Source organism: Streptomyces sp. NPDC101191 (genome assembly GCF_044767915.1).
Taxonomy (GTDB): Bacteria; Actinomycetota; Actinomycetes; order Streptomycetales; family Streptomycetaceae; genus Streptomyces.
In genome coordinates, this window is the sequence record NZ_JBIWOU010000004.1 from 388,970 (window position 1) to 415,180 (window position 26,211).

General features: G+C 71.0%; 25 protein-coding genes and 1 pseudogene. 14 read left to right on the forward strand and 12 right to left on the reverse strand.

The window, feature by feature from the left end:
• The 6 genes and pseudogenes from ACIRQF_RS18385 to ACIRQF_RS18410 form a co-directional block, all read left to right on the forward strand.
• A pseudogene (locus ACIRQF_RS18385) lies at positions 1–1,277 on the forward strand (hypothetical protein); the annotation flags it as partial.
• A 114-nt stretch (positions 1,278–1,391) separates the two neighbouring features.
• The gene (locus ACIRQF_RS18390) at positions 1,392–2,327 is read left to right on the forward strand and encodes a cellulose-binding protein (protein WP_365338217.1); all 936 of its coding nucleotides are present in this window, start codon (positions 1,392–1,394) and stop codon (positions 2,325–2,327) included.
• A 74-nt stretch (positions 2,328–2,401) separates the two neighbouring features.
• On the forward strand, positions 2,402–3,370 hold the full coding sequence (locus ACIRQF_RS18395) for an ABC transporter ATP-binding protein (protein ID WP_404093318.1): 969 nt from the start codon (positions 2,402–2,404) through the stop codon (positions 3,368–3,370).
• 3 nt (positions 3,371–3,373) lie between these two features.
• The gene (locus ACIRQF_RS18400; protein ID WP_376632489.1) at positions 3,374–4,153 is read left to right on the forward strand and encodes an ABC transporter permease; all 780 of its coding nucleotides are present in this window, start codon (positions 3,374–3,376) and stop codon (positions 4,151–4,153) included.
• A 165-nt stretch (positions 4,154–4,318) separates the two neighbouring features.
• Positions 4,319–5,407 carry an ABC transporter ATP-binding protein gene (locus tag ACIRQF_RS18405; RefSeq protein WP_382480397.1) on the forward strand — a complete coding sequence of 363 codons (1,089 nt, stop codon included), beginning with the start codon at positions 4,319–4,321 and terminating at the stop codon, positions 5,405–5,407.
• Positions 5,404–6,225: an ABC transporter permease subunit gene (locus ACIRQF_RS18410; RefSeq protein WP_376632485.1), complete on the forward strand. Its 822-nt coding sequence runs from the start codon at positions 5,404–5,406 to the stop codon at positions 6,223–6,225. Before ACIRQF_RS18405 ends, ACIRQF_RS18410 begins: the two co-directional genes overlap by 4 nt.
• Positions 6,226–6,261: 36 nt before the next feature.
• Here the strand turns inward: ACIRQF_RS18410 and ACIRQF_RS18415 are convergent, their stop codons facing one another.
• Positions 6,262–6,588: an ATP/GTP-binding protein gene (locus ACIRQF_RS18415; RefSeq protein WP_376632483.1), complete on the reverse strand. Its 327-nt coding sequence runs from the start codon at positions 6,586–6,588 to the stop codon at positions 6,262–6,264.
• Positions 6,589–6,809: 221 nt separating this feature from the next.
• Here ACIRQF_RS18415 and ACIRQF_RS18420 point away from each other — a divergent pair, with 221 nt between their 5' ends.
• Positions 6,810–7,844 carry an LLM class flavin-dependent oxidoreductase gene (locus tag ACIRQF_RS18420; protein ID WP_404093322.1) on the forward strand — a complete coding sequence of 345 codons (1,035 nt, stop codon included), beginning with the start codon at positions 6,810–6,812 and terminating at the stop codon, positions 7,842–7,844.
• 95 nt (positions 7,845–7,939) lie between these two features.
• On the opposite strand, the gene ACIRQF_RS18425 is transcribed toward ACIRQF_RS18420, so the two are convergent.
• The gene (locus tag ACIRQF_RS18425; protein ID WP_376632479.1) at positions 7,940–8,332 is read right to left on the reverse strand and encodes an SCO5389 family protein; all 393 of its coding nucleotides are present in this window, start codon (positions 8,330–8,332) and stop codon (positions 7,940–7,942) included.
• Between the two features lie 239 nt (positions 8,333–8,571).
• Here ACIRQF_RS18425 and nucS point away from each other — a divergent pair, with 239 nt between their 5' ends.
• Positions 8,572–9,243: an endonuclease NucS gene (gene nucS / locus ACIRQF_RS18430; protein WP_376632477.1), complete on the forward strand. Its 672-nt coding sequence runs from the start codon at positions 8,572–8,574 to the stop codon at positions 9,241–9,243.
• Positions 9,244–9,316: 73 nt separating this feature from the next.
• On the opposite strand, the gene ACIRQF_RS18435 is transcribed toward nucS, so the two are convergent.
• The 4 genes from ACIRQF_RS18435 to ACIRQF_RS18450 form a co-directional block, all read right to left on the reverse strand.
• Entirely contained in the window at positions 9,317–11,941 is a 2,625-nt protein-coding gene (locus ACIRQF_RS18435; protein ID WP_404093324.1) for an ATP-binding protein, read from the reverse strand.
• A gap of 210 nt (positions 11,942–12,151) precedes the next feature.
• Complete coding sequence (locus ACIRQF_RS18440) at positions 12,152–12,475, reverse strand: STAS domain-containing protein (protein ID WP_149181181.1); 324 nt, start codon at positions 12,473–12,475, stop codon at positions 12,152–12,154.
• 194 nt (positions 12,476–12,669) lie between these two features.
• Entirely contained in the window at positions 12,670–13,518 is an 849-nt protein-coding gene (locus ACIRQF_RS18445; RefSeq protein ID WP_404093326.1) for a 3-hydroxyacyl-CoA dehydrogenase family protein, read from the reverse strand.
• A gap of 157 nt (positions 13,519–13,675) precedes the next feature.
• Positions 13,676–14,314 (reverse strand): TetR/AcrR family transcriptional regulator, encoded by a 639-nt coding sequence (locus ACIRQF_RS18450; RefSeq protein ID WP_404093328.1) that lies wholly within the window; start codon positions 14,312–14,314, stop codon positions 13,676–13,678.
• A 71-nt stretch (positions 14,315–14,385) separates the two neighbouring features.
• Between ACIRQF_RS18450 and ACIRQF_RS18455 the strand changes: the two genes are divergently transcribed.
• The 3 genes from ACIRQF_RS18455 to ACIRQF_RS18465 are packed head-to-tail and all read left to right on the forward strand — an operon-like array spanning position 14,386 to position 16,506.
• Positions 14,386–15,159, forward strand: a complete 774-nt coding sequence (locus tag ACIRQF_RS18455) for an ABC transporter ATP-binding protein (RefSeq protein ID WP_404093330.1) — start codon at positions 14,386–14,388, stop codon at positions 15,157–15,159.
• Between the two features lie 11 nt (positions 15,160–15,170).
• Entirely contained in the window at positions 15,171–15,920 is a 750-nt protein-coding gene (locus tag ACIRQF_RS18460; RefSeq protein WP_376632467.1) for an ABC transporter permease, read from the forward strand.
• Between the two features lie 13 nt (positions 15,921–15,933).
• Positions 15,934–16,506, forward strand: coding sequence for a cob(I)yrinic acid a,c-diamide adenosyltransferase (locus tag ACIRQF_RS18465; RefSeq protein WP_382480407.1), 573 nt, complete (start codon positions 15,934–15,936; stop codon positions 16,504–16,506).
• Here the strand turns inward: ACIRQF_RS18465 and ACIRQF_RS18470 are convergent.
• Positions 16,426–17,049 carry a hypothetical protein gene (locus ACIRQF_RS18470; RefSeq protein ID WP_404093334.1) on the reverse strand — a complete coding sequence of 208 codons (624 nt, stop codon included), beginning with the start codon at positions 17,047–17,049 and terminating at the stop codon, positions 16,426–16,428. The two genes, ACIRQF_RS18465 and ACIRQF_RS18470, sit on opposite strands and share 81 nt — an antisense overlap.
• Positions 17,050–17,200: 151 nt before the next feature.
• Between ACIRQF_RS18470 and ACIRQF_RS18475 the strand changes: the two genes are divergently transcribed.
• The 3 genes from ACIRQF_RS18475 to ACIRQF_RS18485 all read left to right on the forward strand — a co-directional run bounded on the left by ACIRQF_RS18475 (position 17,201) and on the right by ACIRQF_RS18485 (position 21,006).
• A complete protein-coding gene (locus tag ACIRQF_RS18475; RefSeq protein WP_376632461.1) occupies positions 17,201–18,397 on the forward strand; it encodes a sensor histidine kinase in 1,197 nt (398 codons plus the stop codon).
• Positions 18,394–19,032, forward strand: a complete 639-nt coding sequence (locus ACIRQF_RS18480; RefSeq protein WP_376632460.1) for a response regulator — start codon at positions 18,394–18,396, stop codon at positions 19,030–19,032. Before ACIRQF_RS18475 ends, ACIRQF_RS18480 begins: the two co-directional genes overlap by 4 nt.
• A 210-nt stretch (positions 19,033–19,242) precedes the next feature.
• A complete protein-coding gene (locus ACIRQF_RS18485; RefSeq protein ID WP_404093632.1) occupies positions 19,243–21,006 on the forward strand; it encodes a glycosyl hydrolase family 18 protein in 1,764 nt (587 codons plus the stop codon).
• Between the two features lie 141 nt (positions 21,007–21,147).
• Here ACIRQF_RS18485 and ACIRQF_RS18490 read toward each other — a convergent pair whose 3' ends face one another.
• The 5 genes from ACIRQF_RS18490 to atpA all read right to left on the reverse strand — a co-directional run bounded on the left by ACIRQF_RS18490 (position 21,148) and on the right by atpA (position 26,203).
• Positions 21,148–21,594 carry a DUF2550 domain-containing protein gene (locus tag ACIRQF_RS18490; protein WP_376632620.1) on the reverse strand — a complete coding sequence of 149 codons (447 nt, stop codon included), beginning with the start codon at positions 21,592–21,594 and terminating at the stop codon, positions 21,148–21,150.
• A gap of 145 nt (positions 21,595–21,739) precedes the next feature.
• On the reverse strand, positions 21,740–22,114 hold the full coding sequence (locus ACIRQF_RS18495) for a F0F1 ATP synthase subunit epsilon (protein WP_359523352.1): 375 nt from the start codon (positions 22,112–22,114) through the stop codon (positions 21,740–21,742).
• A 113-nt stretch (positions 22,115–22,227) separates the two neighbouring features.
• Positions 22,228–23,667 (reverse strand): F0F1 ATP synthase subunit beta, encoded by a 1,440-nt coding sequence (atpD, locus tag ACIRQF_RS18500; protein ID WP_376632456.1) that lies wholly within the window; start codon positions 23,665–23,667, stop codon positions 22,228–22,230.
• Entirely contained in the window at positions 23,667–24,584 is a 918-nt protein-coding gene (locus tag ACIRQF_RS18505; RefSeq protein WP_376632454.1) for a F0F1 ATP synthase subunit gamma, read from the reverse strand. Before ACIRQF_RS18505 ends, atpD begins: the two co-directional genes overlap by 1 nt.
• A 20-nt stretch (positions 24,585–24,604) precedes the next feature.
• Complete coding sequence (gene atpA, locus ACIRQF_RS18510) at positions 24,605–26,203, reverse strand: F0F1 ATP synthase subunit alpha (RefSeq protein WP_376632452.1); 1,599 nt, start codon at positions 26,201–26,203, stop codon at positions 24,605–24,607.
• Positions 26,204–26,211: the final 8 nt, after the last annotated feature.

The following is a 26,211-nucleotide window of genomic DNA, read 5'->3' on the forward strand; positions in this document are numbered from 1 at the left end:
CCGAGGCCGAACGCCTCACCAACGAGGCCGCCGAACTCCTCACCTCCACCGAGCAGGACGCCCAGCGCCTGCGCACCGAGGCCGAGCAGGTCAAGGTGGACGGCGAGGCGCACGCCCAGGCGCTGCGCAGCGCCGCGCTCGCGGACGCCGACCGGATCCTCGACGAGGCGCGCAAGGCCGCCGACAAGCGCCGCACGGACGCCGCGGAGCAGGCGGACACCCTCATCGGCGAAGCCCGTACGGAGGCCGAGCGGATCGGCGTCGAGGCGGAGCAGGTCCTGGACGAGGCCCGGCAGGCCGCCGACAAGCGGCGGGCCGACGCGGCCGAGCAGGCGGACACCCTCGTCGCCGAGGCCGTCGCCGAGGCCGAGCGGATCGCCGTGGAGGCGGACCGGGTGCGGGCCGACGCCGAGGCGGCGGCCGAGGAGATGCGCTCCGAGGCGCGTGCCGAGGCGGACCGTACGCTCGACGAGGCCCGCGAGGCCGGGGCGAAGAAGCGCGCGGACGCGGCCGAGCAGGCCGACCAGCTCATGGCCAAGGCTCAGGAGGAGGCGCTGCGCGCCACCACCGAGGCGGAGACGCAGGCGGACACCATGGTCGGCGCGGCCCGCAAGGAGGCCGAGCGGATCGTGGCCGAGGCGACCATCGAGGGCAACTCGCTGGTGGAGAAGGCGCGCACGGACGCGGACGAACTCCTGGTCGGGGCGCGCAGCGACGCGACCGCCATAAGGGACCGGGCGGAGGAGCTGCGGTCCCGGGTCGAGGGCGAGATCGAGGAGCTGCACGAGCGTGCGCGGCGCGAGACGGCCGAGCAGATGAAGACGGCCGGCGAGCGCGTGGACAAGCTGGTGAAGGCCGCCGAGGAGCAGCGTGCCGAGGCCGAGGAGAAGGCCAAGGAGATGATCTCGGAGGCGAGTTCCGAGGCCAGTAAGGTCCGGATCGCGGCCGTGAAGAAGGCCGAGGCCCTCCTCAAGGAGGCCGAGCAGAAGAAGGCGTCGCTCGTCGCGGAGGCGGAGAAGATCAGGGCGGAGGCCGAGCGCGAGGCCGAGCAGACGGTGACCGAGGGAAAGCGGGAACTGGACGTGCTCGTCCGCAGGCGCGAGGACATCAATGCCGAGATCTCCCGTGTCCAGGACGTCCTGGAAGCGTTGGAGTCTTTCGAGACACCGTCGGGCGGGGGGAAGTCCGACGGGGGGAAGCCCAGCGCACGGGAAGGCGCCAAGGCCGGCGTGTCAGTGGGGGCCACTCGTTCGGGTGGCAAGTCCCCCGAGAGCTAGCCACTCAAAAGGCTGGACATTCTCCAGATCAAACGGGCATACGCTCGATGACACGCCGCTTCGACCCCTAGGATTCCCTCTAACACCTCACCGGTCTCATTCGACAGGAACCCCATGAGCGACACTTCCTCCCCCTTCGGCTTCGAGCTCGTGCGGCGTGGTTACGACCGCGGTCAGGTGGACGACCGCATTACCAAGCTCGTCGCCGACCGTGACAGTGCTCTGGCCCGAATCACCTCTCTGGAAAAGCGCATCGAGGAACTCCACCTCGAGACCCAGAACGCCCAGGCGCAGGTCACCGACGCCGAGCCGTCGTACGCCGGTCTGGGCGCCCGTGTCGAGAAGATCCTCCGGCTCGCCGAGGAGGAGGCGAAGGACCTGCGTGAGGAGGCCCGTCGCGCCGCCGAGCAGCACCGCGAGCTCGCCGAGTCGGCCGCCCAGCAGGTCCGCAACGACGCCGAGGCGTTCGCGGCCGAGCGCAAGTCCAAGGCCGAGGACGAGGGCGTCCGGATCGTCGAGAAGGCGCAGGGCGAGGCCAACTCGCTGCGCGCCGAGGCCCAGAAGGACGCGCAGTCGAAGCGCGAGGAGGCGGACGCCCTCTTCGAGGAGACCCGCGCGAAGGCCGCCCAGGCCGCCGCGGACTTCGAGACCAACCTGGCCAAGCGCCGCGAGCAGTCCGAGCGCGACCTCGCCTCCCGCCAGGCCAAGGCGGAGAAGCGCCTCGCCGAGATCGAGCACCGCGCCGAGCAGCTCCGCCTGGAGGCCGAGAAGCTGCGCACGGACGCGGAGCGCCGGGCCCGTCAGACGGTCGAGACCGCTCAGCGCCAGGCCGAGGACATCGTGGCCGACGCGAACGCCAAGGCCGACCGCATCCGCAGCGAATCGGAGCGCGAGCTGGCGGCCCTGACGAACCGCCGCGACTCCATCAACGCCCAGCTGACCAACGTCCGCGAGATGCTGGCCACGCTGACCGGTGCCGCGGTGGCCGCGGCCGGCTCCCCGCTGGACGAGGAGCGCACCGCCGGCGTCCCGGCGCAGCAGTCGCGCTGACCCGCATCCTGGCGTAAAAAGACCCTCCGTCATTCCGGTGGCGGAGGGTTTTGCGTGCCCGTAGGTTGGGACGCATGATCGAGCTTGAGGGCCTCACCAAGCGCTACGGACAGAAGACGGCGGTCGACCATCTCAGCTTCACCGTGCGGCCGGGAGTGGTCACCGGCTTCCTGGGGCCGAACGGGGCGGGCAAGTCGACGACGATGCGGATGATGCTGGACCTGGACAACCCGACGAGCGGGACGGTCCGGATCGACGGCAGGCACTACCGCGAGCTGCAGGAGCCGCTGAAGTACATCGGGGCGCTGCTCGACGCCAAGGCGATGCACGGCGGCCGCTCGGCGTACAACAACCTGCTGTGCCTGGCCCAGTCGAACCGCATTCCGGAGCGCCGGGTCGGCGAGGTGCTCGATCTGGTCGGTCTGACGGCGGTGGCGAAGAAGAAGTCGAAGGGCTTCTCCCTCGGCATGGGGCAGCGGCTGGGAATCGCGTCCGCGCTGCTGGGGGATCCCGAGATCCTGATGTTCGACGAACCCGTCAATGGTCTGGACCCCGAGGGAATTCACTGGATCCGCAATCTGATGAAGGCACTGGCCGCCGAGGGCCGGACGATCTTCGTTTCCAGCCATCTGATGAGTGAAATGGCGCTGACGGCCGATCATCTCATCGTCATCGGGCAGGGAAAGCTGCTGGCCGACACGTCGATGGCGGATTTCATCCAGCAGAATTCCCGGAGTTACGTACGACTGCGCTCGCCGCAGTACGAACGCCTCCGCGACGTGCTGCACACCAACGGTTTCGTCGCGGTCGAGGCGGGCGGCGGCACCCTCGAGGTGGACGGGACGACGACCGAGAAGCTGGGCGAGCTGGCGGCGGCCGGCCAGATCGTGCTGCACGAGCTGAGCTCCCAGCGGGCCTCGCTCGAAGAGGCGTTCATGCAGATGACGGCGGGCGCGGTGGAGTACCACGCGCACGGGACGGACGTACACGGCGGCGGGCAGCCGGCCGGGCCCCGCTGGGGCGAGAGCTTCGAGGGAGCCTGATCGATGGCAGCGGCAACCGCGGTCCTGCAGTCCGAGTGGACCAAGATCCGGACGGTCTCGTCGACCGTGTGGACGCTGGCGAGCGCCCTGCTCGTCACGGTGGCGATGAGCGCAGCCCTGTGCGCGCTCATGAAGTCGGAGTTCGACAACCTCTCCGACGTCGAGCGGGCCACCTTCGACCCGACCTTCCTCAGCTTCTCCGGGATGGTGCTCGGTCAGCTGGCGATGGTCGTCTTCGGTGTGCTCGTGGTCGGCACCGAGTACTCCTCGGGCATGATCCGCACCTCGCTGGCCGCCGTCCCGCAGCGGGCGAGCTTCATCTTCTCCAAGATCGCCGTGGCGGGCGGGCTGGCCCTGGTCGTGGGGCTCGCGACCAGCTTCCTGTCCTTCTTCCTCGGACAGGCCCTGCTCGGTGAGCACCGGACCACGCTCGGCGCGGACAACGTGCTGCGGGCGGTGGTCGGCGCCGGCCTCTACATGGCCCTGATCGCGGTGTTCTCGATGGGTGTGGCGACGATGCTGCGCTCCTCGATGCTGTCGCTCGGCATCCTGGTGCCGTTCTTCTTCCTGATCTCGCAGATTCTGTCGGCGGTGCCGAAGGCCAAGGAGGTCGCGCGCTACTTCCCCGACCAGGCCGGCTCCAAGATCATGCAGGTGGTGCCGGAGGCGATGGGCTCGGAGAAGGCGCCGTACGGGCCGTGGGGCGGTCTCGGCATCATGGTGATCTGGGTGGCGGCCGCGCTGATCGGCGGCTATCTGGTGCTGAAGCAGCGGGACGCCTGAGCGGACCCCGACCCGACCCTGGTCTTTCCCTGATCCCTCCCCCGATCACGATCCGGACTTCGCCGGAACCGTCAAGGGCTGGATAAGCTCCTAGCTCATACGGGGGGCTCCGGCCACCGGCCACCACGCCCCGACGACGACCTGACCTGTCGATGGGGCTGGAGAATGATCGAGGCAGTCGGCCTGACGAAGCGCTACGGCGCCAAGACGGCCGTGTACAACCTTTCCTTCCAGGTGAGGCCCGGCCATGTCACGGGCTTCCTGGGCCCCAACGGGTCGGGCAAGTCGACGACCATGCGCATGATCCTCGGCCTCGACCGGCCGACCGCGGGGCACGTCACGATCGGCGGTCACCCCTTCCGGCAGCTGCCGAACGCCCCCCGGCAGGTCGGCGCGCTGCTCGACGCGAAGGCCGTGCACGGCGGCCGCAGCGCCCGGGCCCATCTGCTCTCGCTCGCCCAGCTGGCCGGCATCCCGGCCCAGCGGGTCGACGAGGTGCTGGGGGTCGTCGGCCTGCAGGACGTGGCCAAGCGGCGCTCCAAGGGCTTCTCGCTCGGCATGGGCCAGCGCCTCGGCATCGCGGCGGCGCTGCTCGGCGACCCGCAGGTGCTGCTCTTCGACGAGCCGGTCAACGGTCTCGACCCCGAGGGCATCCTCTGGGTCCGCAACCTGATGAAGAAGCTGGCCGCCGAGGGCCGGACCGTGTTCGTCTCCAGCCACCTCATGAGCGAGATGGCGCTGACCGCGGACCACCTGATCGTGATCGGCCGCGGGCAGCTGCTCGCGGACATGAGCGTGAAGGACTTCATCTCGGCGAACTCCGCGGACTTCGCCCGGGTGCGCACCCCGCAGACCGAGCCCCAGCAGCGCGAGAAGCTGACGGCGGTGCTGGCCGAGGCCGGCGGCAGCGTGCTGTCCGAGCCGGACGGCGCGCTGCGGGTGACCGGGCTCGCGCTGCCGCGGATCAGCGACCTGGCGCACGGGGCGGACGTGCGCCTGTGGGAGCTCTCCCCGCACCAGGCCTCGCTGGAGGAGGCGTACATGCGCATGACGCAGGGCGCCGTGGACTACCGCTCCACCGACGACCGGCTCGCCCACCTCCAGCCGCCGCTGCCGCCGCACCAGCAGCCGCAGGACCAGGGGTACGTGATCCCGGAGGTACCGCAGCAGGGCTGGTACGCCCCGCCGCCGCCCGGACAGAACCCGTACGCGCAGAACCCGCCTCAGAGCCAGAACCCCGAGGACGCCCGATGACCACCCCGCCGCCTGCCCCGTACGCGTACGTCTCCCCCATCCCCGTCCGCAAGGCGCACCTCGGCGACGCGCTCGCCTCGGAGTGGACGAAGATCCGTTCGCTGCGCTCCACGATGTGGACGCTCGGGATCATGGTGCTGCTCCTGCTCGGCCTCGGGCTCTCGGTCGGCGCGGTCGCGGCTTCCGCGGGTCCCGAGACCTCGGAGCAGTCCGCGCTCGGCCTCGGCTTCTTCGGCATGCTGCCGGCCTCGATCTGCGTGATCACCCTGGGCGTGCTCAGCATCAGCTCCGAGTACGGCACGGGCATGATCCGTACGACGCTGACCGCCTGCCCGAGCCGCTCGCGGGTGCTGACGGCGAAGGCGATCGTCTTCTTCGCGCTCGTCTTCTCCCTCGTCACGGTGATGGCCGGCGTGGTCGGCGCGGCCCAGGTGGCCATGGTCGACGCGGCCGAGCCGACCACCGGCGAGTGGCTGCGGGCCACCGTCGGCGTGGGTCTCTTCCTGGCGCTGCTCGGCCTGCTGTCGATGGGCATCGGCGCGATCGTGCGGCACTCGGCGGGCGCGATCACGGTGATGATCGGCGTGCTGCTGCTGCCGCTGGTGGCGGCGCTGTTCATGTTCTCGCAGGCGCTGCGCTCCGTGCAGGAGGCGCTGTTCATGTACGCGATCCCCTCGCAGATGATCGCGCTCTACAGCGAGACGGCGCCGTTCAGCGACCAGGGTCCTTCCGGCTGGCAGCCCGTGCTGATCATCGCCGGGATCACCGCGGCGGTGCTCGGCGGCGCGTTCGCGCTGCTCAACAACAGGGACGTCTGAGTACAGGGCCGCCCGGCGACGGAAGCCCGCGCCCGCTCAGTAGCGAGGCGCGTTACGGGACCGCTGCACCCGCGAGGTGCGGCGGTCCTTCGCGCTCCAGCAGGCCTTGTGCCAGTGCCGGCGGTCGTCGACGCCGCCGTACTCGGGCCAGGCCACCACGTGCGGGGCGCCGGAGGGGATCTCCTGGTCGCAGCCGGGGCAGCGGTAGCGCTTGCCCGGGGAACTCGCCCCGGCGACGAGCCGGACGTACCACTCCTCGCCCTGCCAGGTCTCGGTGCGCTGCACACCGCCGTACCGGTCGCCCGGGTCGCCCTGCTGTGCGGGATTCGCGCCGCCACGGGGGCGGTTGTGGCGCGGGGACACTTCGACACCTCACGAGGTCGGGGGACACGGACGGTTCGTTCCAGCGTACGGGCCGCGACGGGGTGGCTCCGTCCCCGCCCGGGACGGATCAGCGGAAAATCGCAAGAACTTCATGATGGGCCGTTGCCTTTGGCACGTGTCAGACGTTGTTGCCAGTACGAGGGGGACCTCGGGGAAGTTGTCACGAGGGGAAACGCGCCGGCCGCAAGGAGGCAGAAGCGATGCGCGTGGGTACGTTCGTACTGGCCGCCCAGTTCCCGGGTCAAGGCCAGGAAGAGGCCCTGCACCGGGCGGTGCGGACCGCGGAGGTCGCCGAGGAGGCGGGGCTGGACTCGGTCTGGCTCGCCGAGCACCACTTCGTCCCGTACGGGGTCTGCCCGTCGGCCACGACCCTGGCGGGGCTGCTGCTGGGCCGGACCCGCCGGATCCGGGTGGGCACGGCGGTCAGCGTCCTGTCGAACCAGCATCCGGTCGCCGTGGGCGAACAGGCGGCGCTGCTGCACGTGGCCTCCGGAGGGCGGTTCACCCTCGGGGTGGGCCGCGGCGGGCCATGGGTGGACCTGGAGGTGTTCGGCACCGGGCTCCCGGCGTACGAAAGGGGCTTCCCCGAGTCGCTGGACCTGCTCCTGCGCTGGCTCCGCGAACCGCGGGTCGGTGCCGAGGGGGAACGATTCGCTTTCCGCGAGGTGGCGGTCGTGCCGGCCCCCGGCGAGCTGATCGGCGGACCCGCCGCCCCGGAGGTGGTGGTCGCCTGCACCTCGCAGAAGGGCGTGCGACTCGCCGCCGAGCGGGGTCTGCCGATGCTCCTCGGCATGCACTGCGGGGACGAGGACAAGGCCGAGATGGTGGCCTGCTGGCGGCGCTTCGCCCGGGAGGCCGGGCACGGGCCGGACGAGATCGCGCGGATCGGCGCCGGCCATGTCTCGGCCGGGGTGGTCCAGCTCGCGGACCGCGGGGCGGACGCGGCGGAGGCGCTGGTGAAGGCGATGCCGGGCTGGCTGAAGCAGGGCCTGGACGCCCATGTGACGGTGGACGACCGGCACCGCGCGATGCGCGACCCGGTGGCGTACACGGAGCTGCTGTGCGGGCTGCACCCGGTGGGCACGCCCCGGCTCGCGGCGGACCGGCTCGCGGCGACCGCGGAGCGGACGGGCATCACCCGTTTCGCGCTGCTCGCCGAGGGCTCCGGCGATCTCGCCGACACCGAGGAGAACGTGCGGCGCCTGGGCGCCGAGGTGCTCCCGCTGCTCGTCTGATGCGTGCTGATCCATGATCCGTAGGTGGTGCGGACCGTACCGCCGCCCGGCGTCAGTTCCTTCTCCCGCGACGTGGGGCGGCGGCACCAGGCCTGTCAGCAGTCGCGCAGTTCCGGCGACTGGTTGAGGAGCTGCGCCCGCACGGAGGTGAAGCGGGCGAGCCGCTCGTCCACCGACGGGTCCAGCGGGAAGACCGCCACCCGGTGGCAGTTCTGGAAGGCGAGTCGCACCCCGAAGTGCCGCTGCAGCGCACCGCGGATGGCATCGCTCGCGAGTGCACGCAACAGCTCACCACGTGCCTGCTCACTCGGCGGCGGCGTCTGGTTGTCGGCGAAGTCGCCGCCGTCGACCTTCAGCTGTGCCACCAGAGAACTGATCATCTCCCATGCGAAGGGCAGGGAGGTCCGGACGCAGTCGACGAAGGCGGCTTCGTCGACCTCGCCTCGCTCGGCCTGTTCCAACAGCGCCGGTGAGACGTCGAGCGACATGGGTTCTCCTCTCGCGACCCCGCGGACGGGGTCTTGCGGGCAGGGACAGGGGCCGGCCGACGCGCACGCAGCGTGCACGGGCGACGACCTCCTGTCCTCCACGTTAAGCGCCGGGTCCGGCCCGCACCAGGAGATTGGGCACACAACCGGCCAATAAGTGCCGGGTGTTGGGCGTACGCCCGGCGGGCGATACGGCCCGAATCGCGAAGAGGAGCGTCCGTCTTGTAGCGTTGCGGACCATGCGTCTCGTCATCGCCCGTTGCTCCGTGGACTACGCCGGTCGGCTCACGGCCCACCTGCCCTCCGCTCCCCGTCTGATCCTGGTCAAGGCAGACGGCAGCGTCTCCATCCACGCGGACGACAGGGCGTACAAACCGCTCAACTGGATGTCCCCGCCGTGCACGCTGAAGGAGGGGGCCGACGCCGCGGAAGGCGTCTGGACCGTGGTCAACAAAGCGGGCGAGAAACTGATCATCACGATGGAGGAAATCCTCCACGACTCGTCGCACGAGCTGGGTGTCGACCCGGGCCTCATCAAGGACGGTGTCGAGGCGCACCTCCAGGAGCTGCTCGCGGACCGCATCGAGACCCTGGGCGAGGGCTGGACCCTGATCCGCCGCGAGTACCCGACGGCCATCGGCCCGGTCGACATCCTGTGCCGGAACTCCGACGGGGCGACCGTCGCGGTCGAGATCAAGCGGCGCGGCGAGATCGACGGCGTCGAGCAGCTGACCCGCTACCTGGAGCTGCTCAACCGCGATCCGCACCTGGCTCCGGTGAAGGGCATCTTCGCGGCCCAGGAGATCAAGCCGCAGGCCCGGGTGCTCGCGAACGACCGCGGGATCGACTGCGTGGTCCTCGACTACGACGCGCTGCGCGGGATCGAGGACGACAAGCTGCGGCTGTTCTGACGGCCGCCGGTACGGCCGTACGCCGAAGGGCCCGGGTGCGAGGAAGCGCGCCCGGGCCCTTCGGCGTACCGGCTCAGGCCGGGGTGCCGTCCGTGGCCACGGGGGCGGACTCGGAGCGGGAGGCCGAGGCGGAGCCGGTGGGGTTTCCCGTGGGGTCGCCGGTCGGGTCCGTCGTCGGCGGGGTGGTGGGCGGTGTGGTCGGCGGCGTGGTCGGCGGGGTCGTCGGCGGCTTGGTGGGCGGCGGCGTCCGCGTCGGCGAGAGCGTCGGCTTCGGCGGCTTCGTCGTCGACGGGGCGGTCGGCTTCGTGCTGTCGGTCGCGGACGGCGAGCCCGAGGGGGTCGCGGGGGTACCCGCCGTGCCGGTCGCGCCCGGAGAGGGCGTGCCGGTCGGGTTCGGAGCCGCCGGGTCGGAGGGGCCGCCCGTGGCGTCCTCGGTGGGCTCGGTCTCGTCCCCGGCGCCGTCCAGCGTGTCGTCCTGGCTCGCGGTGCTGTCGGAGGTCACCCGGTCGCTTCCGGGGTCGTCGCCGTTGCCGGAGGTGGCGCCGAGGGTGACGACGGTGCCGAGGACGGCGACGAGCAGGGCGCCCGCACCGACGGCGGCCAGGTTGCGGCGGGCCCCGGTGAGGATGCCCGCGCGCAGGCCGCCGCGCCGGCGGTCGGCGTCGTCCTGGCCGCGGGAGAGGTCCACGCGCGGCCCGGCGACGGTCGTGGGCTCGTCCGCGAAGGCGGCGAAGGCGTCGAGGGAGGCCTTGGAGGCCACCGGGGGCATCGGCCTGGCCGGGGTGGGCGGCGCGAGCTCGGGGAAGGCGGACTTCGCCGGGAGCGCGGGAGCCACCGGGATGCCGCGGGGCGGCGAGGCGGGGCCTTCCCGGCGCGGGAGCGCGGTGGTCCGGGGGGCCTTGGCGACCGGCACGGTCGGAGTGCCGGCCGCGGGGGACGCGGCGGCGGCGGGCGCCGCGGCGGGCGCGGGTTCCACCGGGGTGCTCGTTCCGGTGAGGTCGGCGACGAGCGCGAGGGCACGGCGGCCGGCGACGGTACCGCGCTTGTCGGCGAGGGCGCCGCGCATGCCGACGGAGGCCTCCAGCTCGGCGCGGGCCCGCTGCAGGCTGCCCCGGCAGAGCGCGAGGACGCCCAACTCGTGGTGGAACCAGGCCTCTTCGGCGACCTCGCCGGCCAGGCGGGCGGCCTCCTGGCCGCCGCGCAGGGCCCGCTCCCAGGCGCTCCAGTGCAGCCCTGCGGCGAAGGCGGGCGCGGCGGCCCGGGCGAGCAGGACGGCGGTGGCGGGGTGTTCGGCGGCGGTGCCGGGCAGGAGCACGGCGAGGGCGGCGAGCAGGGAGTCGGCCTCGGCGGTGGCCCGCTCGGGGGTGACGGACGGGTGTCCGGCCCACCAGGCGTAGTGCTGGGCGACGGTGTGGGCACGGCCGGCGGGGTCGGGCTCGTAGTTCTGGGCGAGCAGCTGGGTGAGGACGCCGGCCGCGAGGCGGTAGCGGGTGCCGACCGGGGAGAGCAGTCCGCAGGACAGCAGCTCGCCGACGGCGGCGTCGGCGTGGGTGTCGCCGACGAGGGCGGGCAGGTGCGCCTGGTGCGGCACCTCGCCGCCGAGGGCGACGGCGAACCGCAGGGCGTCCTGGGCGGCGCGGCTGAGCCGGGAGGCGAGCAGGACGGCGGGGGCGGCGCCCTCGCCGAGGCTGGGCAGGGGTATCTCGCGTACCTCGACGTCGGAGTCGTCGGCGGGGGGCGCGGGCAGGCCGGAGGGGCCGAAGGCCTCCTCCAGGGCGCCGAAGGCGTCGAACTCGGCGGGGCCGACGCGGAGCCGGTCGCGCTGCCGCAGCAGGGCGCCGGCCTGGACGAAGCGGAGCGGGAGTCCCTCGGACTCGAACCACAGGTCGCCCGCCCAGTTGGCCTCGTCCTCGGTGAGGGCCCGGCCGACGGCGCTCTCCAGGAGCTCGACCGCGGCGGCGCGCCCGAGGCCGGCGAGGGCGAGCTCTTCCAGGGCGGCCTCGGGCGAGGCGGCCGGGGTGTCGGGGGTGACGGCGAAGAGGAAGGCGCAGTCGGGGGTGGCGGCGAGCAGCTCGTCGAGGGCGGCGCCGCCGAACTCCAGGTCGTCGACGACGACGATGGCGCCGATGCGGCGGACCTCCAGGAGGAGTTCCTCGCGGTCGGGCCGGAAGCCGGGGGCGTACTGGACCGTCTGGAAGAGCTCGTACAGCAGGTCGGTGGGGGTGCGGTGGTGGCCGGAGAGCCGGACGACGCCGTCGGGGGCGACCTCGGCGCAGTCGGCGGCGACGGCGTCGAGGAGGGTGGTGCGGCCGGAGCCGGAGGGGCCCGTGAGCCGGGCGGAGCGGCCGCGGGTGAGGTGCTGGACGAGCTGCTCGCGCTGTTCCTGCCGTTCGAGCAGCGGGAGGGCGGGGGCCGCGGGCCCGGGCGGTACGGGCGGTGCGGCGGCGCGCGCCGCCTCGGCGCGCTCGCGGGCGTCGCGTCGGCGCGGGGCCGGGGGCTGCTCGCTCGGCGGGCACACCTCGATCTCGCTGCCGTCGAGCGGGTTGACGGTGAGCAGGAGGCCGCCGGAGACCAGGCGGGCGGTGCGAACCCGGGAGGGAGCGGTGGACGCGGGGGCGGGTGCGGCGAGTCCGGGGCGGGCGTCCTCGGGCTCGGCGTCGTGACCGTAGTCCTCCGGTCCCCGGTTGATCGGGTCCATGGTCCAAGCTCCCAAGCGACGGGCGATGTGCAGGCGAGCCGACCCTATGCGGTTGTGCGGGTTCCGGGAACAGTCGGGGTGGGGCGGAGACCAAGACGTCACGGTCTTGTGAGGATTGGGTGTGACGCCTGTTTCTCACAGTGGCTTCACAGTCACGTGTCGCGGCCGTGACGTGACGTTCTTTCAGATGTCCGTTCCGCCCCGGTCCACTCAGACGCGGGGCAGCGACTCCGCGGCGAGGCCGCCCTCGATGGCGAGGATGCGGTGCAGTCGGGTGGCGACGAGGAGGCGCTGCATCTGGGGTGGTACTCCGCGCAGCACCAGGCGGCGGCCGCAGCGGCCGGCCCGGCGGTGGGCGCCCATGATGACCCCGAGGCCGGTGGCGTCCCAGGAGTCGAGTCCGGTCAGGTCGAGCACGAGGTCTCCGGCTCCGTCGTCGACGGCCGAGTGCAGGACCGTTCGGGCGTCCGCCGCGCTGCGGACGTCGAGGCGGCCCCCGACGACCAGCTCGGTGTGGTCGCCCCTGATATGCATATGCGCTCCCCGAGAGTGCTCCGTCTGGTGCCCGTCTTCGCAACGCTTGACTGCCGCATCGGCAGAAGCGTTGCGCCTTGTAAGCGAACCGATATCGAAATTCACCCCTGAGGGCGATGGCGCTGGGGCGGTCGGACCCCTGTGCGGGTGCGTACGCGGCTCTGGTCGAGACGCGTACGCGACCGCGGTGCGCATCAGTACGTGTAGAAGCCCTGCCCGCTCTTGCGGCCGATGTCACCCGCGTCCACCATCCGGCGCATCAGCTCCGGCGGCGCGAACTTCTCGTCCTGGGACTCGGTGTAGATGTTGCTCGTGGCGTTGACGAGGATGTCGACGCCGGTCAGGTCGGCGGTGGCGAGCGGGCCCATCGCGTGACCGAAGCCGAGCTTGCAGGCGATGTCGATGTCCTCGGCGGTGGCCACGCCCGACTCGTAGAGCTTGGCGGCCTCGACCACGAGCGCCGAGATGAGGCGGGTGGTGACGAAGCCGGCCACGTCGCGGTTGACCACGATGCAGGTCTTGCCGACCGACTCGGCGAACTCCCGCGCGGTGGCGAGGCTTTCGTCGCTGGTCTTGTAGCCGCGGACGAGCTCGACGAGCTGCATCATCGGGACCGGCGAGAAGAAGTGGACGCCGACGACGGCCTCCGGGCGCTCCGTCACCGCGGCGATCTTGGTGATCGGGATGGCGGAGGTGTTGGAGGCGAGGACCGCGCCGTCCTTGGCGACCTTGTCGAGGGAGCGGAAGATCTCGTGCTTGACCTCGAGCTTCTCGAAGACGGCCTCGACGACGATGTCGGCGTCGGCGACCGCGTCGAGCTCGGTGGTCGCGGTGATCCGGCCGAGCGCGGCCTCGGCGTCGGCGGCGTCCATCCGGCCCTTGGCGACGAAGCGCTCGTACGAGGTCTTGATGGCGTCGGTGCCCCGGGTCAGCGCGGCGTCGGTGACGTCACGCAGGACGACGTCCCAGCCTGCCTGGGCCGAGACCTGCGCGATGCCGGACCCCATGAGTCCGGCACCGATGACGGCGAGCTTCCTGGCCACGTCTTCCACCCCTCAATGCCTTAACGCGTGTTCACTTCTGGCTCTTCGGCGGAGATTAGCGGGCGCGGGGGGCGTTGTGACCGAGAAGTAAGGCGCGTCACGTCCTGTTTGACGGACGTCACACTCGCGACAGGGCGGACGGGCACCGGCGAAGGGCTCAGCCGACGCGCACGGCGTACTCGAGGACCTTCTCGCCGAGCACGTCCTCGATGTCGTCGAGGAGGTCGAGCGCTTCGCGGGAGACCTCGGTCGCCTTGCGTCCGGCGGTCATCTCGCCGCTGATGAACTCGACGACGGCGCCCTGGATCCAGGCGATCTGGCCGCCGACGAGCAGCGGCATCGGGTCGTCGGGCCCGGCGCCGACGTCCTCGCGCAGGGCGGCGACGGTGGTCCGGCGGACCTCCTGCTGGAGGGCCATGAGCCGGGCCTGGAGGGTGGGGGCGTCGTCGATCACGCGCATGAAGTCGGCGTAGCCGTCCATCAGGCCGTAAGCGGGCGAGACGGCGTTGACGTGGCCGCGGATCTCGCGGAGGACGGCCCGGGCGGCGGACTCCCCCGCGTCGCGGCCGCGGATCATCCGGGCGAGGCGGTGGGTGACGCCCTCCATCCGGTCGAGGAAGAGGTCCTCCTTCGCCGGGAAGTAGTTGTAGACGGTGTTGACGGAGACGTCGGCGGCCTCCGCGATCTCCGCCACCGTCACGGCCTGGAAGCCGCGCTCCAGGAAGAGCCCGGTGGCGATGTCCGAGATCCGCTGCTTCGTCTGGCGCTTCTTGCGCTCCCTCAGCCCTTCAGCCATGCGCCCATCCTAGACCGCCTGAAATTTTGGAGACGTTGCAAAATTTCAGAGACTCTGTTTTTGTGGTCGCCATGGCAATCATCAGCACGTCCGGGCTGTCCCGGACCTTCCTGACCAAACGGGGCGAGGTGCACGCCGTCCGCGGGGTCGACCTCACGGTGCGCGCGGGCGAGATCCTCGGCTTCCTCGGCCCCAACGGCGCCGGCAAGTCCACGACCCTGCGGATGCTCAGCACCCTGCTCCCGCCCACCGGCGGGGTCGCCACCGTCGCCGGCCACGACCTGCTGCGCGACCCCGCCGGCGTCCGCCGGAAGATCGGCTACGTCGCCCAGACCGGCGGCCTCGACCCGCAGGAGACCGTCCGCTCCGAACTCGTCATGCAGGGAAGGCTCTACGGGCTCTCGCGCGTCGAAGCCGCCGCCCGCGCCGGCGAACTCGCCCGCGACCTCGACCTCACCGGGCTCCTCGACCGGAGCACCGCGGCCCTCTCCGGCGGCCAGCGGCGCCGGCTCGACCTCGCGCTCGGCCTGACCCACCGGCCCGAGCTGCTCTTCCTCGACGAGCCGACCACCGGACTGGACCCGGGCAGCCGGGCCGCCCTGTGGGCGCTCGTCCGGCGGCTGCGCGACGAGTACGGCACCACCGTCGTCCTCACCACCCACTACCTCGACGAGGCGGACGCCCTCGCCGGCCGGCTGGTGATCATCGACGGAGGAGTCGTCGCCGCCGAGGGCTCCCCCGCCGCACTCCGTGCCGAGCACGGCGCGGACACCCTCCAGGACGCCTTCCTCGCCATCACCGGACGCGGCCCCGCGCCCGTCGACACCACGCCCGTCGCCGTCTAGGAGCCCCCGCGATGCTTCTCCACGACACCGCCGTCCTCTTCGGCCGCTACGCCCGGCAGACCCTGCGCTCGCCGTTCCAGATCTTCTTCGGCGCGCTGATGCCGCTGCTCTACCTGTTCTTCTTCGGCCCGCTGCTGACAGGGCTGCCGCTCGGCCGTGCGGGCGACTCCTGGCAGGTCCTCGTGCCGGGCCTGCTGCTCCAGCTCGGCCTCTTCGGAGCCTCGTTCGCGGGCTTCGCCGTCATCATGGAGAAGAACTGGGGCGTCCTCGAACGCATGCGGGTCACGCCGGTCAGCCGCCTCGCGCTCCTCCTCGGCCGGACGCTGCGGGACACCGCCCTCTTCCTCTTCCAGGCCGTGCTGCTGGTCCTCGCGGCGCTGGTCATGGGCCTGCGGGCGCCGCTCGCCGGCATCCTCGTCGGCTTCGGCTTCGTCGCCCTGCTCACCTTCTCGCTCGCCTCGCTGTCGTACGTGCTCGCGCTGCGGCTGCCCAGCCCGCAGGAGTTCGGCCCGGCGATCAACACCCTGGCGATGCCCTCGATGCTGCTGTCGGGCCTGATGCTCCCGATGGCCCTCGCGCCGGGCTGGCTCGACGTCCTGTCCCACTTCATGCCGTTCCGCTACCTGGTGGACGCCGTACGGGACGCGTACGTCGGGCACTACGCGACCGCCACGATGCTGTACGGCGTCCTCGCCGCGGCCGGACTCACGGTGCTCGCCGTGACGGTCGGCACACGGACGTTCCGAAGGGCCGACGCGTAACTAGGCTGGACACATGGTCAATCTGACGCGCATCTACACCCGCACCGGCGACCAGGGCACCACCGCCCTCGGCGACATGAGCCGGACCGCCAAGACCGATCTGCGGATCTCGGCCTACGCCGACGCCAACGAGGCCAACGCCGTCATCGGCACGGCCATCGCACTCGGGGCACTCGACGAGGAGGTCGTGAAGGTCCTCGTCCGCGTCCAGAACGACCTTTTCGACGTGGGCGCGGACCTCTCCACCCCGGTCGTGGAGGACCCCCAGTACCCGCCGCTGCGGGTCGAGCAGTCCTACGTCGACAAGCTGGAGGCGGACTGCGACCACTTCCTGGAGCAGCTCGACAAGCTCCGCTCCTTCATCCTCCCCGGCGGCACGCCCGGCGCGGCCCTCCTGCACCAGGCGTGCACGGTGGTCCGCCGGGCCGAGCGTTCCACCTGGGCGGCGATGGAGGTCCACGGCGACACGATGAACCCCCTGACCGCCACCTACCTCAACCGTCTGTCAGACCTGCTCTTCATCCTTGCGCGGACCGCCAACCGGGAGGTCGGCGACGTCCTCTGGGTCCCGGGCGGGGACCGCTGACCCCTTCGCGGCCGGGTCCTTCGGCGGCCAGATCGCGTACGACAGCGCGATCAGGCCGTGGATGCCCGTCGCCCGCCAGGCGACGGTGATCCAGCCCCGCAGCGACTCCGTCTCCCCGTCCGGGCCGACGTACCACAGGGCCAGTAGCAGCAGGCCCGACGCGACGGCCGCGGCCACCACCGAGCCCAGCCACACCGCACCCTCGTGCCGGGCCCGGGCCATGCCGTAGCGCGGGGGCCTCACGGGCGGCGGACCACCGGCGAGGCGGTGGGCGGCATGGCCGTCGAGCCACTTCACGGTGCGGTGGCCGTGGCCGACGGTGTAACCGATGTACAGGGCGGCGAGGCCGTGCTTCCAGCTCGGATCCGCGCCGTTCTTCAGGTCGATCGCGGTGACCACCAGCAGTACGACCTCCAGCAGCGGCTCGCACAGCAGCAGGGCAAGCCCGGTGCGCGGCATCCTCAGCAGATAGCGGACGGCGAGGCCGGCGGCGAGCAGCACCCAGAAGCCGACCTCGCAGATCACGATCAGCGTGACGATCACAGCAGTCCCCTTTCGTTGCTCCACCAGCGTCCCGTCCGTCCCGGCGGCTTTCGTCGTCGCCGGTGAGGAACCGCGACTACATCCTTCGGCGGAGGGACGGCTCGGCCCCGGCGAGGACGTCCGGCCCGGTCACAGCGTGTTGGATGGGGACGTGCGCCTCCCCCGACCCCACCGCGACGATCTGCTGATCGCCTTCATCGGCCTGGCCGGCGGCCTGGTCATGTGGTCCTTCGGCCTCTACGTGACCGGCGACCGGGTCTTCGGCGAGCGCTGGGCCACGCTGATCCCGCTGGTGGTCATGGCGGCGATGGAGGCACTACGCCGCACCGCGCCCCGCACCGCGCTGTTCGTGGGCACCCTGGCCATCGCCGCCGACCAGTTCACCCACGGCAACCTGGCCACCGTCCTCATGTTCACGGACGTGGTCTACGCCGCCGTGGTGTACGGGACGCCGGCCTCCGCCCGGCGCATCCCGTACACCACCGGTCTCGTCACCGTCGCGATCACGGTGGTACTGCTGATCTGGTGGCAGAACGCGCTCGCCCTGCTGGTGGGCGTGCTCTCGGGCATGCTCTCCTTCCTGCCGGCCCTCACCGGCGCGATCGTGCGCAATCACCGCGAGGCCGCCGAGGGCGCGAGGCTGCGGGCCGAGCAGACGGCGCTGCTGGCCGAGATGGACCGGGCGCAGGCGGTGCTCGCCGAGCGCGCCCGGATGGCCCGAGAGCTGCACGACATGGTCGCCAACCACCTCTCCGCCATCGCCATCCACTCGACCGCCGCGCTGTCGATCGACGAGGAGGCCACCACCCGGCAGGCGCTGACCGTGATCCGGGAGAACAGCGTGGCGGGCCTCGCCGAGATGCGGCGGCTGATCGGACTGCTCCGGGACAGCGGCGGTGACGCCGAGCCGGCGGCCGTGCCCCGGCTCTCGGGCCTGGAGGCGCTGATCGCGCAGGCCCGCACCAACGGGGCGTCGAGCGGCCTGAGGTTCGCTCTCGACGACACCCGCACGGAGACCGCCGAGCAGCTGCCCGCGCCGGTCGAACTCGCCGCGTACCGGATCGTGCAGGAGTCGCTGACGAACGCCCTCAAGCACGCCCCGGCCGGTACGGTCACGGTGTTCCTGGCCCGCGACGCACGGGCCCTCACCGTGCGGGTGACCAGCCCCTTCGGAGACCGCCCGGGGCCGCGCGCCCCGGGCTCAGGGTCCGGACTCGTGGGCATGCGGGAGCGCGTGCAGCTGCTCGGCGGGGAGTTCGACGCGGGACCGGCCCCGGACGGGGACGGCAGGAAGACCTGGCAGGTGCGGGCCGTGCTGCCCGCCGAGGAGAGGACGCCGGAGGCATGACGATCCGGATCGTGGTCGCCGAGGACCAGAGCGCGGTACGCGCCGGACTCGTGCTGATCCTGGGCAGCGCGCCCGACATCGAGGTGGTGGGCGAGGCCGCCGACGGGGAGCACGCGGTGGAGCTGGCCCGCGAACTGCGCCCGGACCTGGTCCTGATGGATGTGCAGATGCCGAAACTGGACGGGGTGTCGGCGACCCGGCAGGTGGTGGCGGAGCGGCTCGCGGACGTGCTGGTGCTGACCACCTTCGACCTCGACGCGTACGTGTTCGGGGCGCTGCGCGCGGGCGCGGCGGGCTTCCTGCTGAAGAACACGGAAGCGAAGGACCTGGTGGAGGCGGTGCGGACGGTGGCCCGCGGCGAGGGGCTGATCGCCCCTGCGGTGACCCGGCGGCTGATCGCCGAGTTCGCCGCGCCGAGCCGGCCGGCCCCGCCGTCGGGGGTGCTCGACGCCCTGACGCCCCGGGAGCGCGAGGTGCTCTCGGCGCTCGGCTCGGGGCTGTCGAACGCGGAGATCGCGGTGCGTCTGGAGATGGCGGAGGCGACCGTGAAGACCCACGTGTCGAAGGTGCTGGGCAAGCTGGAACTGCGGTCCCGGGTCCAAGCGGCGGTACTGGCACGAGAGTTGGGGATCTGAAGGAAGAGCGGCGACGAAGGTCTGGACCTCTTGACGATTGGTCCAGACCTTCCTACGCTCGCGGGGCGCGCGCACCTTCACGGACCACCCCCACCGAGACCGTCCGCAACTTGAGGAGCACCGTTGAGCACTCAAGCACCGACGCGCACAGCAGGGTTGAGACGCCGGGCCGCCGCCGGCCTCACCGCCCTCGTGCTGCCCCTGGCCGCCATGATCGGCCTCGCGGCCCCGGCGGAGGCCGCCACCTCCGCGACCGCCACGTACACCAAGACCCAGGACTGGGGCTCCGGCTTCGAGGGCAAGTGGACGGTGAAGAACACCGGCACCACGAGCCTCTCCTCCTGGACCGTCGAGTGGGACTTCCCCTCCGGCACCGCGGTCACCTCCGCCTGGGACGCCACCGTCACCAGCGCCGGCACCCACTGGACCGCCAAGAACGTGGGCTGGAACGGCACCCTCGCCCCCGGCGCCACCATCTCCTTCGGCTTCAACGGCACGGGCTCCGGCTCCCCGTCCGGCTGCAAGGTGAACGGCGGCTCCTGCGACGGCTCCACCCAGCCCGGCGACAACGCCCCGTCCGCCCCCGGCACGCCGGTCGCCTCGAACGTCACCGACACCTCGGCGAAACTGACCTGGACCGCCGCCACCGACGACAAGGGCGTCAAGAACTACGACGTCAAGCGGGACGGCAACACGGTCGCCACGGTCACCGGCCTGACGTACACCGACGCCGGCCTGACCGCCGGCACCGACTACACGTACACCGTCGTCGCCCGCGACACCGCCGACCAGACCGGCCCGGCCAGCGGCTCGGTCGGCGTCCGCACCACCGGCGGCGGCGGGGGCAACCCGCAGCCCGGCAACACGGTGAAGATGGGCTACTTCACCAACTGGGGCGTCTACGGGCGCAATTACCACGTCAAGAACATCGTGACCTCCGGCTCCGCGGCCAAGATCACGCACATCAACTACGCCTTCGGCAACGTCACCGGCGGCAAGTGCACCATCGGTGACGCCTACGCCGACTACGACAAGGCCTACACCGCCGACCAGTCCGTCGACGGCGTCGCCGACACCTGGGACCAGCCCCTGCGCGGCAACTTCAACCAGCTGCGCAAGCTGAAGAAGGCCTACCCGAACATCAAGGTCATCTGGTCCTTCGGCGGCTGGACCTGGTCCGGCGGCTTCGGCCAGGCTGTCCAGAACCCGACCGCCTTCGCCCAGTCCTGCTACGACCTCGTGGAGGACCCGCGCTGGGCCGACGTCTTCGACGGCATCGACCTCGACTGGGAATACCCGAACGCCTGCGGTCTGTCCTGTGACACCAGCGGCCCGAACGCCTTCAAGAACATGATGCAGGCCATGCGCGCCAAGTTCGGCGCCAACGGCATCGTCACCGCGGCCGTCACGGCCGACGCCTCGTCCGGCGGCAAGATCGACGCCACCGACTACGCGGGCGCCGCGCAGTACATGAACTGGTTCAACGTGATGACGTACGACTTCTTCGGCGCCTGGGACGCCAAGGGCCCGACGGCCCCGCACTCCCCGCTGACCTCGTACGCCGGCATCCCGCAGCAGGGCTTCAACTCCGCCGAGGCCATCGCCAAGTTCAAGGCCAAGGGCGTCCCGGCCAACAAGCTGCTGCTCGGCATCGGCTTCTACGGCCGTGGCTGGACCGGCGTCACCCAGTCCGCCCCCGGCGGCACGGCCACCGGACCGGCGCAGGGCACCTACGAGCAGGGCATCGAGGACTACAAGGTCCTCAAGAGCTCCTGCCCGGCCAACGGCACCGTCGCCGGCACGGCCTACGCCCACTGCGGCACCAACTGGTGGAGCTACGACACCCCCGCCACCGTCACCTCGAAGATGGGCTGGGCCAAGAACCAGGGCCTGGGCGGCGCCTTCTTCTGGGAGTTCAGCGGCGACAGCAGCAACGGCGAGCTCGTCGGCGCCATCAACAGCGGGCTGAACTAGCCCGCACAAGGAAGCGGGGACGGCGCAGCACGCCGTCCCCGCTTCTCACGTCTCTTCACAGGTATGCAGTGGGCGCCGATCAGGCCACATTCACCCTCCCCCAGACTTCGTCCGGGGGGACCCCCATCCAGCGAGGGCCGATCAGGCCACATTCACTCGCTGGCCGGGTGGTGCCGCTTCCAGCCAGGCCAGGAAGCCGGTGAGGGCGTCCTCGCTCATCGCCAGCTCCAGCCGGGTACCGCGCACCCGACAGCCCTGGATCACGGAGTCCGACAGCAGCGCGAGCTCCTCCTCGCCCTCCGGCATCCGGCGCTCCAGGACCTCGATGGCCGAGCGCTCCAGGACCCGCTTGGGACGAGGCGCGTACGAGAAGACACGGAACCAGGCGATCTCGTCGCCGCTGTACCGCGCGACCCCGTACACCCAGCCCTTGCCGCTGGGGTCCGGGGTCTCCGGCACGTTCCAGCGCAGGGAACAGTCGAAGGTGCCGCCGGCCCGCTGGATCAGTCTGCGGCGCAATCCGAAGACGAAAAGCCCGATCACCACCAGTGCGACGACCAGCCCGCACAGCAGCAGCGCGAGGAACATCTTCACCGACCTCCTCGCCGCTTCCCGTAACCGGTGGACCCGGCCAGACCGAATACAACGTGCATATGCATCGCCTCAGCCGCGGCACGGTCTGGAAAATTCCAGCCGTGCCGCGGCTGAGGGCACAACTCTCGGGCGCGGTCCGCTAGCGGACCGCTACCGCGCGCAGCCGGACCTCGGCACGCCGCTCGGCGGCGGCGTCCTCGTCCGACTTCGCCCGCTCCAGCGCGCGCTCGGCGCGCTGGGCGTCGATCTCGTCCGCCAGCTCGGCGATCTCCGCGAGCAGAGACAGCTTGTCATCGGCGAAGGAGATGAATCCGCCGTGCACGGCGGCCACGACAGTGCCGCCCTCGCTCGTACGGATGGTCACCGGGCCCGACTCCAGCACACCCAGCAGCGGCTGGTGACCGGGCATGACGCCGATGTCGCCGGAGGTGGTACGCGCGATGACCAGGGTGGCCTCGCCGGACCAGACACTCCGGTCCGCAGCGACCAGCTCGACGTGCAGCTCAGCAGCCAAGGTTGGCTCCTCGGGTCACCACCCGGCGGTGCTGCCGGGTGTTGGGATCAATTCTAAGGGGCGTGACGAGGGGGGCGGGACCGATCCCGCCCCCCTCAAGGCGAGCACGGGGCTCAGGAGACGCCGAGCTCCTTGGCGTTCTTCTTGAGGTCCTCGAGACCACCACACATGAAGAAGGCCTGCTCCGGGAAGTGGTCGAACTCGCCGTCGCAGATCGCGTTGAACGCGGCGATCGACTCCTCGAGCGGAACGTCCGAACCGTCCACGCCGGTGAACTGCTTCGCCGCGTGGGTGTTCTGGGACAGGAAGCGCTCGACACGGCGGGCGCGGTGGACAACGAGCTTGTCCTCCTCGCTCAGCTCGTCGATACCGAGGATCGCGATGATGTCCTGGAGGTCCTTGTACTTCTGCAGGATGCCCTTGACGCGCATGGCGGCGTCGTAGTGGTCCTGCGCGATGTAGCGCGGGTCCAGGATCCGGGACGTGGAGTCCAGCGGGTCCACGGCCGGGTAGATGCCCTTCTCGGAGATCGGACGGGAGAGAACCGTCGTCGCGTCGAGGTGGGCGAAGGTGGTCGCCGGCGCCGGGTCGGTGAGGTCGTCGGCGGGGACGTAGATCGCCTGCATCGAGGTGATCGAGTGACCACGGGTCGAGGTGATGCGCTCCTGGAGGAGACCCATCTCGTCGGCCAGGTTCGGCTGGTAGCCCACCGCGGAGGGCATACGGCCGAGCAGGGTCGACACCTCGGAACCGGCCTGGGTGAAGCGGAAGATGTTGTCGATGAAGAACAGCACGTCCTGCTTCTGCACATCGCGGAAGTACTCCGCCATGGTCAGACCGGCGAGGGCCACGCGCAGACGGGTGCCCGGGGGCTCGTCCATCTGGCCGAAGACCAGCGCGGTCTTGTCGAGAACGCCGGCCTCCTCCATCTCGACCATGAGGTCGTTGCCCTCACGGGTGCGCTCGCCGACGCCCGCGAAGACCGACACACCCTCGTGCAGCTTCGCCACACGCATGATCATTTCCTGGATCAGAACGGTCTTGCCGACACCGGCACCACCGAACAGACCGATCTTTCCACCCTTGACGTACGGGGTGAGAAGGTCGACGACCTTCAGGCCGGTCTCGAACATCTCGGTCTTGGACTCGAGCTGGTCGAAGGCCGGGGCCTTGCGGTGGATCGCCCAGCGGTCGGCGGAGGCGACCGTGGAGGGGTCCTCGTTGAGGACCTCGCCCAGGGTGTTGAACACCTTGCCCTTGGTGACGTCACCGACGGGGACCGTGATGGCCGAGCCCGTGTCGGTCACCGGGGCCTGGCGGACCAGACCGTCGGTGGGCTGCATCGAGATGGTGCGGACCATGCCGTCACCGAGGTGCTGCGCGACCTCGAGGGTCAGCGTCTTGGTGCCGTCACCGGACGGGTCCGGCACCTCGACGTTCAGCGCGTTGTAGATCTCCGGCATCGCGTCGACGGGGAACTCCACGTCGACGACCGGGCCGATGACCCGGGCGACGCGGCCCGTGGCGGCGGCCGTCTCAACAGTGGTCGTCATTACTTGTCACTCCCCGCGGTCGCGTCGGCCAGGGCAGCAGTGCCACCGACGATCTCGCTGATTTCCTGGGTGATGTCGGCCTGGCGGGCCGCGTTGGCAAGTCGGGTGAGGTTCGTGATCAGCTCACCCGCGTTGTCGGTCGCCGACTTCATCGCACGCCGCGTGGCGGCGTGCTTCGAGGCCGAGGACTGAAGCAGCGCGTTGTAGATCCGGCTCTCGACGTAGCGCGGCAGAAGGGCGTCGAGGACGTCCTCCGCCGACGGCTCGAAGTCGTACAGCGGGCGGAGCGTGTCCGACTCGCCGGCCTCCTTCGCGACCTCGTCGAGGCTGAGGGGCAGCAGCCGGGCCTCTACCGCCGTCTGCGTCATCATCGAGATGAACTCGGTGTAGACGATGTGGAGCTCGTCCACACCACCCTCGGCCGTGTCCTTCTCGATCGCCTCGATCAGCGGCTCGCCGATCTTCTTGGCGTCCGCGTACGTCGGCTCGTCCGTGAAGCCCGTCCACGTGTCGGCCAGCTTGCGCTCACGGAAGTTGAAGTGCGCGACGCCACGGCGACCGACGACGTAGATGTCGACCGCCTTGCCCTCGCCCTCCAGCTTCCGGATGAGCTGCTCCGCCGCCTTGATGGCGTTGGAGTTGAAGGCGCCGGCCAGGCCGCGGTCGCTCGTGAGGAGCAGGACCGCGGCGCGGGTCGGGTTCTCCGCCTCGGTGGTCAGCGCGTGCTTGTCGCTCGCCCCCGTGGCCACCGCGGTCACCGCGCGGGTGAGCTCGGTCGCGTACGGAGTCGACGCCTGCACCTTGCGCTGCGCCTTGACGACGCGCGAGGCGGCGATCATCTCCATCGCCTTGGTGATCTTCTTCGTCGCGGTGACGGATTTGATGCGACGCTTGTAGACCCGGAGCTGCGCTCCCATGAGTCAGGTCCCTTCCGTCGTCACTTCGAGACGTTGACGGCGGCGGGAGCGTCCTCGCCGAGCAGCTTGCCGTCAGAGGTCTCGAACTGCTTCTTGAACTCCGCGATCGCGTCGGCGACGGACTGCAGCGTGTCGTCCGACATCTTGCCGCCCTCACGGATGGAGGTCATGAGGCCCGAGTGGTTCTGGCGCAGGTACGCCAGCAGCTCGGCCTCGAAGCGGCGGATGTCGGCCACCGGGACGTCGTCCATCTTGCCGGTGGTACCGGCCCAGATGGAGACGACCTGGTTCTCCGTGGGCATCGGCTGGTACTGAGCCTGCTTGAGCAGCTCGACCATGCGCTGACCACGCTCCAGCTGCGACTTCGACGCGGCGTCCAGGTCGGAACCGAAGGCGGCGAACGCCTCGAGCTCACGGAACTGGGCGAGGTCCACGCGGAGGCGGCCGGAGATCTGCTTCATCGCCTTGTGCTGGGCGGAGCCACCGACACGCGAGACCGAGATACCGACGTTCAGGGCCGGACGCTGGCCGGCGTTGAACAGGTCGGACTCCAGGAAGCACTGGCCGTCGGTGATGGAGATGACGTTGGTCGGGATGAACGCCGAGACGTCGTTGGCCTTCGTCTCGACGATCGGCAGACCGGTCATCGAACCGGCACCCAGCTCGTCCGAGAGCTTGGCGCAGCGCTCGAGCAGGCGGGAGTGCAGGTAGAAGACGTCACCCGGGTAGGCCTCACGGCCCGGCGGGCGGCGCAGCAGCAGCGACACGGCGCGGTAGGCGTCGGCCTGCTTCGACAGGTCGTCGAAGACGATCAGGACGTGCTTGCCCTGGTACATCCAGTGCTGACCGATGGCCGAACCGGTGTACGGCGCCAGGTACTTGAAGCCGGCCGGGTCGGACGCCGGGGCGGCGACGATGGTCGTGTACTCGAGGGCGCCGGCCTCCTCCAGGGCACCGCGGACCGCGGCGATGGTGGAGCCCTTCTGGCCGACGGCGACGTAGATGCAGCGAACCTGCTTGTTCACGTCGCCCGAGCGCCAGTTATCACGCTGGTTGATGATCGTGTCGATGCACAGCGCGGTCTTGCCGGTCTGACGGTCACCGATGACCAGCTGACGCTGACCACGGCCGACCGGGGTCATGGCGTCGACGGCCTTGTAGCCGGTCTCCATCGGCTCGTGGACCGACTTGCGCTGCATGACGCCGGGGGCCTGCAGCTCGAGGGCGCGGCGGCCCTCGGTCGCGATCTCGCCGAGACCGTCGATCGGGTTACCGAGCGGGTCGACGACGCGACCCAGGTAGCCCTCACCGACACCTACGGAGAGGACCTCGCCGGTGCGCTGCACCGACTGACCCTCCTCGATGCCGCTGAACTCGCCGAGGACGATGGCACCGATCTCGCGCTCCTCGAGGTTGAGGGCGAGACCGAGGGTGCCGTCCTCGAACTTCAGCAGCTCGTTCGCCATGGCCGAGGGAAGACCCTCGACCTTCGCGATACCGTCGCCGGCCAGGCTGACCGTGCCGACCTCCTCGCGCGAGGCCGCGTCCGGCTGGTACGACTGGACGAAGTTCTCCAGCGCGTCCCGGATCTCCTCCGGCCGGATCGTGAGCTCCGCCATCTGGGTTC

Bases quoted from the DNA above. Each gene is read 5' to 3' on its own strand.
- ACIRQF_RS18410 (WP_376632485.1), top strand. From the start codon at position 5,404: ATGACCACCCCGCCGCCTGCCCCGTACGCGTACGTCTCCCCCATCCCC.
- ACIRQF_RS18485 (WP_404093632.1), top strand. From the start codon at position 19,243: ATGATCGGCCTCGCGGCCCCGGCGGAGGCCGCCACCTCCGCGACCGCC.
- nucS (WP_376632477.1), top strand. From the start codon at position 8,572: ATGCGTCTCGTCATCGCCCGTTGCTCCGTGGACTACGCCGGTCGGCTC.
- ACIRQF_RS18435 (WP_404093324.1), bottom strand. From the start codon at position 11,941: ATGGACCCGATCAACCGGGGACCGGAGGACTACGGTCACGACGCCGAG.
- ACIRQF_RS18460 (WP_376632467.1), top strand. From the start codon at position 15,171: ATGCTTCTCCACGACACCGCCGTCCTCTTCGGCCGCTACGCCCGGCAG.
- ACIRQF_RS18390 (WP_365338217.1), top strand. From the start codon at position 1,392: ATGAGCGACACTTCCTCCCCCTTCGGCTTCGAGCTCGTGCGGCGTGGT.
- ACIRQF_RS18395 (WP_404093318.1), top strand. From the start codon at position 2,402: ATGATCGAGCTTGAGGGCCTCACCAAGCGCTACGGACAGAAGACGGCG.
- ACIRQF_RS18465 (WP_382480407.1), top strand. From the start codon at position 15,934: ATGGTCAATCTGACGCGCATCTACACCCGCACCGGCGACCAGGGCACC.
- ACIRQF_RS18490 (WP_376632620.1), bottom strand. From the start codon at position 21,594: ATGTTCCTCGCGCTGCTGCTGTGCGGGCTGGTCGTCGCACTGGTGGTG.
- ACIRQF_RS18480 (WP_376632460.1), top strand. From the start codon at position 18,394: ATGACGATCCGGATCGTGGTCGCCGAGGACCAGAGCGCGGTACGCGCC.
- atpA (WP_376632452.1), bottom strand. From the start codon at position 26,203: ATGGCGGAGCTCACGATCCGGCCGGAGGAGATCCGGGACGCGCTGGAG.
- ACIRQF_RS18400 (WP_376632489.1), top strand. From the start codon at position 3,374: ATGGCAGCGGCAACCGCGGTCCTGCAGTCCGAGTGGACCAAGATCCGG.
- ACIRQF_RS18425 (WP_376632479.1), bottom strand. From the start codon at position 8,332: ATGTCGCTCGACGTCTCACCGGCGCTGTTGGAACAGGCCGAGCGAGGC.
- ACIRQF_RS18420 (WP_404093322.1), top strand. From the start codon at position 6,810: ATGCGCGTGGGTACGTTCGTACTGGCCGCCCAGTTCCCGGGTCAAGGC.
- ACIRQF_RS18505 (WP_376632454.1), bottom strand. From the start codon at position 24,584: ATGGGAGCGCAGCTCCGGGTCTACAAGCGTCGCATCAAATCCGTCACC.
- ACIRQF_RS18455 (WP_404093330.1), top strand. From the start codon at position 14,386: ATGGCAATCATCAGCACGTCCGGGCTGTCCCGGACCTTCCTGACCAAA.
- atpD (WP_376632456.1), bottom strand. From the start codon at position 23,667: ATGACGACCACTGTTGAGACGGCCGCCGCCACGGGCCGCGTCGCCCGG.
- ACIRQF_RS18440 (WP_149181181.1), bottom strand. From the start codon at position 12,475: ATGCATATCAGGGGCGACCACACCGAGCTGGTCGTCGGGGGCCGCCTC.
- ACIRQF_RS18450 (WP_404093328.1), bottom strand. From the start codon at position 14,314: ATGGCTGAAGGGCTGAGGGAGCGCAAGAAGCGCCAGACGAAGCAGCGG.
- ACIRQF_RS18405 (WP_382480397.1), top strand. From the start codon at position 4,319: ATGATCGAGGCAGTCGGCCTGACGAAGCGCTACGGCGCCAAGACGGCC.